We start from the raw sequence: 6595 nt of genomic DNA, 5'->3' as shown, positions 1-6595 counted from the left end.
AGTAATTGTGATAGCGTTGAGCAAAATGAATCTTTAATTTTAAGGAAGGGGCATAAGGACGTTGTCCATTGGGGGAGTACAACGGCTCACAAAGTTTATCTGCAAAGGTAAAGTCAACCACTTGTTCCACTCGGCTCCAAAAAGGATGGGGAGGAACCGAAGAGAAGACTTCATAATCTGATAGGGTTAACTGACCAAATGATTTATATTGAATGTGCGCCATCACGATCACTCCATACGTAAGATATATCTTAATTTTACCGTACATATGGAGTGAGGTGATTAGTAGATTGGAAAATTTGGATAAAGTTTGTGAAAAAGGGGTTTTTTATGAGTTAATCGACGGTCTCGATATTCCGATTAACTGCTCTAAATAAGACAAAATCAAACGATTTGGATCATATAAACGGAAATACTTCCTCTATTTTTAGGGAAATATGGGTATTTCCCAATTTAAACGGAATTTTACCGTTTATTTTTCAAACACAGAGGGGCGTGGGGCCAGACCTCTATTCAGCTAAAGTTTAATGGGTAATAATGGAAAATAGGGAGGGCTTAACATATTGATGAGGTGGATGCAAATTTTGTCGAAGATTGATAGGTTATTGTTAATATAGAAAATGTTAGAATGGAGTTGCAACTGAATATTGTTAGGGTGGTTGGTTGTCAATCTTCTTTCTGTTATTAGGAAAGGAGGTGATAATCATGGAAACATGTCTTGAAATTCTACGAGAAGTTCTGAAGGGAATGCTGCGTGAAGTGGCTGCTTATTTCTTTCGGAAAAACGTTCTAGAAAACAAGAAAACCGCCCTACGCCGTCGCAAGCTAAAGGGTGGTTCTCACAAATAACCAACTATGACAACCACCACCCTGACGGTAGCGGTTGCAGGGAGAAGTGTTACAGCACTTCTCCTTTTTATTATATTCCTATTATACATGAAATAAACCTATGAATAAACCCAATATCTTTGCCGGAATCTTGGGGTCAGACCAAGTATGAGGATCGCTAAGTAAATCCCCAAAAGTATAAATACCCATTTTTAAACCAGAATGATTTAATTTAATTTCTTTCCCGATAAATCTCTCTAAAGAAAGGTTACTGGGATACCCAACGGGACAGGTGAGACCCGAAACCGACCAACCCGAGAGCGGAAATCAACCACTCTACTTTTTCGTAAATAGCAGCCAAGTTTACGATAACAGCCTTAGATAAAGACAAATAAATTAGTTTTAATAAAAAACTTCACCTGCTATAACACCCAAAATAATAAGAATGTCCAATGTTACAAGTATCCTCATCCATAATTTCATAGAGTGTCCTCCAATCTTTCATGTTTTAAATAAGGAATTTTCTATCGAATAAAACAAATACCACATTAATAAATATACGCGTAACCTTTAGCAAGATGACCTATAAGGAATTGAATTTATAACGAAATTAAAGGCTATCCAATATTTTCATCTTTTTCTTCCCTTCCTAAAACCTAAGTAAAACACACCCAAACTATAGGCTGCAAATCCAAAAATAGCCATCATAACTTTCTTATGCGATTTCCATAGTAAGGCCATATTGGAAAGAAGAGTTCCTTTGGTATGTAGATAATAGAGATAGACGATTAGCAGGGATAGAAATATAAGAAAGATAACCTTAAGTAATCGATAGAAACTTACATTTTCAAGAAAAGCGGTTTTCTGTTTCTTCTTTTTAGAGGAAGATTTTTTTATTGCCCTAGTTTCAGTCATAGAATTCTCCTTTCGATTATTAGTTAGAAAGAATATTTTTAGTATATTCGAGGTTCGTATTGAAACGAAATTGTTTTTTTAAAGCATACATGATTATTCGTATTCTCACCTAATAAAATACCATGGGGGACGGTTCTCGAGGCTTTTTTGGACTAGGAGAACCGTCCCCGTGGTTATCCCCGATCAGATAAATAGACGGAAAAATTTCGCTTAGTTAGTAATTAGCATTTAAAATAGCTTAAATAGAGGTAAAGATTTCGCCTATTGACTCGAAAAACATGAAAATGGGGCATTTTGCTCTGCATAATCGGAAAACCTTCCCTTATTTACCCCAAAATGAGCTCCATTTTGCATCTAACCGAAAAATCTCCGCTTATATAACTTTCGCTGGTTACTCAATTTAGGACAAGAATTATTTTTTAAAAGGAAGTAAGTTGGGGCTAGTGGGGTCAGACCCCCAACTCATTAGTTTGTGAGGATTAAGAAAATTCGGGAACCCACGCTCATCTGGAAACAATCACCTATATACCCTTTAAATAAAATCTACTATTATATTTAACCGTGAGGTATAGATAGAGATACAGACCTTCCTCATTCGAAAAAAGCACAACTATCGAAAGATAGTCTCGCAAAACCACAGACCTAAAGCATATATGCCATGGTGGCTGGGTTACTGAAGAAAATAGGGGGAAATTTCATTTGAATCAAATATTCAAAAAGGTAATCGTAAGTACAGTATTGTCTTTATCCATCTTAACACCGGTAACCATGTTAACAGCAAATGCGGCCACCATAACTTACACGGTTAAGTCAGGAGATACTCTTTCAGCCATAGCTAAAAAATATAAAATATCTCTTACAAGTTTAATTTCTGCCAATAAAATTACTAACTCTAGTAAACTCAAAGTTGGTAAAGTCCTAACAATTCCATCATCTACAAAAACTTCAAAAAAATCATCAGTAAAGCATACTACCTCGGTAACGAAGCCTGCAGTGACGAAAAAGCCTACAACTTATAAAGTGGCCAAAGGTGATAGTTTATCAAAAATTGCAAAGCAATTTGGTTTGACAGTTGCCCAGTTAAAGTCTTACAACGGTCTAAAATCAGACTCAATTAGAAATGGACAAGTACTAAAGCTAACGGCACCACCTGCAAAAAAGCCGGCGTCTAAACCCTCAGAACCGGCAAAGCCAGTTCAGACCAAATCAGATACTTATACCGTTACTGCAGGAGACACTCTATTCTCAATCGCTAAAGCCAATGGATTGACTGCAGATAATATTAAGGTATATAACCATTTAACTTCTGACAAGATCTATGTTGGGCAAGTCTTGCGTTTAACTGCGTCGAAACATTCTGTGGAACAACCTTCATCTCAAGTAAAAGCTGTAGACAACATTACTAAGAATAGTCTTACAGCACAAGAGAAAATTAACTTCATTAACCAAGTAGCGCCTGAAGCAATGCTTGCTTGGAAACAATATAAGATTTTACCTTCGCTAACAATCGCACAAGCCATTCTTGAATCTTACTTTGGATTCTCTTGGTTATCCGTTAATGGGAATAACTACTTTGGAATTAAAGCTGATTCAAGTTGGAAGGGCAAGTATGTAGTGATGCCTACTAAAGAGTATGATCATAAAGGTGTTGTATTTGTTGCGAATGAAAAGTTCAGGAAGTATAGCAGCTTACATGAGTCCACTGTCGACCATACTAAGTTCTTATTAAGGCCAAGATATGCAAACCTTATTGGTGTAACGGACTATAGGGTAGCGACCGTAAATATTCAGCAAGACGGATACGCGACTGATCCTCATTATGCTAATTTATTACAATCTACCATTACGACGTATAACTTAACTCAGTACGATGTACAAGCTGGTGCTATCGCTTCATCAAAGTAAGGACTTGCCTTCGGGTAAGTTCTTTATTTTTGGCTTTTTTCACAAAGATTGTTGTTTTAAGAATAGATTAAAGTGTCTGTTGATTCGGACTCGACCGTCTTCCAATTCCAGGGTCAGACCCCCACTCAGTATATAGCAGCAAAGTTTAACATGAATATTCGCAATCTCACCTAAAGGAGGGCATGAAATAGTTTTAAAAATGTGCCTTTTTGCTCGCAAAACTTCCGATTGTCCCCTAATAGAACCGTCCCTGCGGATTAAACTTATAGGATTTTACCAATTATTAAAATTTGATTAAAATTTGATAAAAATATGTTATTATCTCACTTAGAAGGGATTTATGAATTCCAATGAAAGCAAGGAATTTTAGGCTAAAACTTTCAAGTAATAATTGAAGAATTTTATAGGGAACATAGGGGGGATTTATATGTCTCTCGATTTATCGATGAGATATTTTCCAAGGTTACCAAAGCTACTCACATTGCTTTGTATCTCATTCATTTCTACTCCTCCATTTTTGGATGATTATAATCAGTTTTATATAGATGATATGTCATGGTTTTTGTTACTTTTCCCTTGTTTTGTCATTTCCTATTATTTAGGTTTTAATGGAGGGCTATTTGCAGCAGTGATTGTGAACATCTATCATCTGGTTTGGTTCTTTTATCAAAGGTGGATACAAAATGCTGAAGTATTAAATGAATCTTTAGTATTGCATTTGATTGTCGTTATCATCACTTTTTCTTGCTCCATTGGGACCGGTATTTTATCTGAAAAACTGAAGGAAAAGCAATCGATGTTAGAAAGAATGAATGAAAAATTAAAGGGTCTAGCCTTATACGATTCCTTAACCGGTCTGCCCAATCGGGCCTACTTTATGGAAATGCTTAAAAGGTACTTGAATAGTGGACTACCAGTCTCTTTAATGTTTATTGACCTTGATGGGTTCAAAAAGGTAAATGATACTTATGGGCATGAAGAGGGAGATAACCTATTAAAGGAAATTGCCAAAAAGCTAAACCTTCTTTTGGATGAGAATACTTTTGTTGGCCGGTTAGGAGGAGATGAGTTTATCGTTTTAACAAAAGGTATAGGCGAAACTCAATCAATTGAAATAGCGAATCATTTATTAAGTAGAGTACAAATGAAGATCCATGATCTATCTATTTCTGCGAGTATCGGTGTAGCTTTTTATGAAAAGGGTGAGATTCCTTCAGCCTTTTTGAAATATGCTGATCAGGCGATGTATAGGGCAAAAACTTCGGGGAAAAATTCTGTATTTGTGTTTCAAACTTACCCTAATCAAGTGTACGATACTTCCTACTAATTAAATTTAAAAAGTGACAATCTATTTCACGATTTTCAGATTCAATTTAAGATTAACAGGTACACTCAAAAAAGATGCTGCAGTTTGCAGCATTTTTTGATTGCCAAAGGGACCATGGGGACGGTTCTCGCGGCTTTCTTTGGCCGGAAATCTTGGGTCAGACTTAGTAAAAAATTGTCGGCAGCTGTCGATTCGTAAAGAATGGTGTTGGTTTTAACTATTTCAATTCACGCTCACCCCTCCTTAATACTTCTCCCATACAAGTCGTAACATTTCAAACAACAAGAAATTAAAAAAGATCCAGACACCGCCATATACATAACCACCCACAATATCACTCGGTAGTACGCTGGTTAATGCAATATTTACAATAGCCAGGCCTATTAAAATAACTAATCCCACTAAAGGAATGAGTATGGTTATATAATTATTTTTTGAATGGCGGACAAGTAGGAAGAGGCACGTTCCATAAATGGTGATCATGATCATTCCATTTAAATCAGGAAAATTAGCTGAATGAAATTCTCCTAAGAACCCAAATGATTGCAAAGAGTGAAAAATTTGTAGGACGGATTCATGGAATAATCTTACTCCTAAAATTGGCACGAAAAGCAAGAGGTACTCAAGCACCCGGTTCTTTCCTCTTATCCAAATACGGATGATGGTTAAAGCAATAACGCTTGCAAGAGCATACAGCGGTTGGAATACTAAAAATCCTTTCATCCAACTCATATAAATAGCTGACTGTACCATATATTCGGTAACTTCATTGAACTGAGTAAACTCATTATATAGATAGTCCTGGGCAAGACCCAGCATCAAAGTCACCATGCCAATTAAGACCAACGTAAGAAAAATAAGAAATAATTGGGTTGCTTTGATTGTTTTTACTCGTTCATTCAACCGTTTTAACAAATGAATAAAAAAGTCTTTCATTTGCACCTTATAAAATCGATAGGCAAAGTACCCTGCTAACAATACTGCCAAAACGATAATGAAAATAATTAAATATTTACTAGCTGCCTGATGGAAACTCTCCCATTGTGGTCCCAATACTTTCCCTAATGTAATAAAACAAGCCCCCCATAGAAATGCTCCTGCATAGGCCGGAATGATAAATTTTCGAAAAGGCATTCTGGAAATCCCCGAAATATACCCTGTAAAATGCCTAATCCCTGGAATGAAATAAGCAAACACTAGCAATTTACTGCCTGACCGTTCAAACCATGCCGCTATTTTCTTATATCTTTCAGGGCCTAGATGGATGTATTTCCCGTACCTTTCGATCAGTTTATATCCACCGGCTTTCCCAATCCAATAGGTGACGGTTATTCCCAAACCACCTGATAAAAAGACGGTCAGAAGTGCCAAAACGTAATTCATTTTCCCTTGGAACACAAAGTACCCTGCATAGCTCATTAATAATTCACCAGAGATAGGCAGGGCCATGAGCTCGAGAAAGATTCCTATAAACAAAATCAGATAGCTATGTTGTTCGAATAGTGTGATTAAATATGACATATCAATGCCTCCAAAAATGATAACAGAAAAGAACGAATTAGAATCATTTCACCCTAGCTCTTTCTACAATGTACCACTATTTTTGAAATCGATTCGCAC

Annotated in this window: 4 protein-coding genes, 1 pseudogene and 1 riboswitch; of the genes and pseudogenes, 3 read left to right on the top strand and 2 right to left on the bottom strand. The window is 36.4% G+C overall.

Annotation, left to right across the window (positions count from 1 at the left end):
- Window positions 1-223 (bottom strand): annotated as a pseudogene (locus tag M028_RS32790) (transposase); the annotation flags it as partial.
- A gap of 482 nt (window positions 224-705) precedes the next feature.
- On the opposite strand from M028_RS32790, the gene M028_RS33340 reads away from it, so the two are divergent.
- The 3 genes from M028_RS33340 (at window position 706) to M028_RS31480 (ending at window position 4975) form a co-directional block, all read left to right on the top strand.
- A complete protein-coding gene (locus M028_RS33340) occupies window positions 706-849 on the top strand; it encodes a hypothetical protein (RefSeq protein ID WP_197031411.1) in 144 nt (47 codons plus the stop codon).
- A gap of 1487 nt (window positions 850-2336) precedes the next feature.
- Window positions 2337-2421, top strand: a riboswitch (cyclic di-GMP riboswitch).
- A gap of 21 nt (window positions 2422-2442) precedes the next feature.
- On the top strand, window positions 2443-3648 hold the full coding sequence (locus M028_RS32785; RefSeq protein ID WP_051591016.1) for a LysM peptidoglycan-binding domain-containing protein: 1206 nt from the start codon (window positions 2443-2445) through the stop codon (window positions 3646-3648).
- 427 nt (window positions 3649-4075) lie between these two features.
- Window positions 4076-4975, top strand: coding sequence for a GGDEF domain-containing protein (locus M028_RS31480; protein ID WP_051591015.1), 900 nt, complete (start codon window positions 4076-4078; stop codon window positions 4973-4975).
- 243 nt (window positions 4976-5218) lie between these two features.
- Here M028_RS31480 and M028_RS0112055 read toward each other — a convergent pair whose 3' ends face one another.
- On the bottom strand, window positions 5219-6496 hold the full coding sequence (locus tag M028_RS0112055; RefSeq protein WP_026574140.1) for a VTT domain-containing protein: 1278 nt from the start codon (window positions 6494-6496) through the stop codon (window positions 5219-5221).
- Between the last annotated feature and the right edge of the window lie 99 nt (window positions 6497-6595).

This window comes from Bacillus sp. UNC438CL73TsuS30, assembly GCF_000482325.1.
Classification (GTDB): Bacteria; Bacillota; Bacilli; order Bacillales; family Cytobacillaceae; genus Neobacillus.
This window is presented reverse-complemented; position numbering and strand designations above follow the sequence as displayed.

What these genes read in the sequence shown, in the direction of transcription:
- M028_RS31480 (WP_051591015.1), top strand. Translation starts at nt 4,076, where the DNA reads ATGTCTCTCGATTTATCGATGAGATATTTTCCAAGGTTACCAAAGCTA.
- M028_RS33340 (WP_197031411.1), top strand. Translation starts at nt 706, where the DNA reads ATGGAAACATGTCTTGAAATTCTACGAGAAGTTCTGAAGGGAATGCTG.
- M028_RS0112055 (WP_026574140.1), bottom strand. Translation starts at nt 6,496, where the DNA reads ATGTCATATTTAATCACACTATTCGAACAACATAGCTATCTGATTTTG.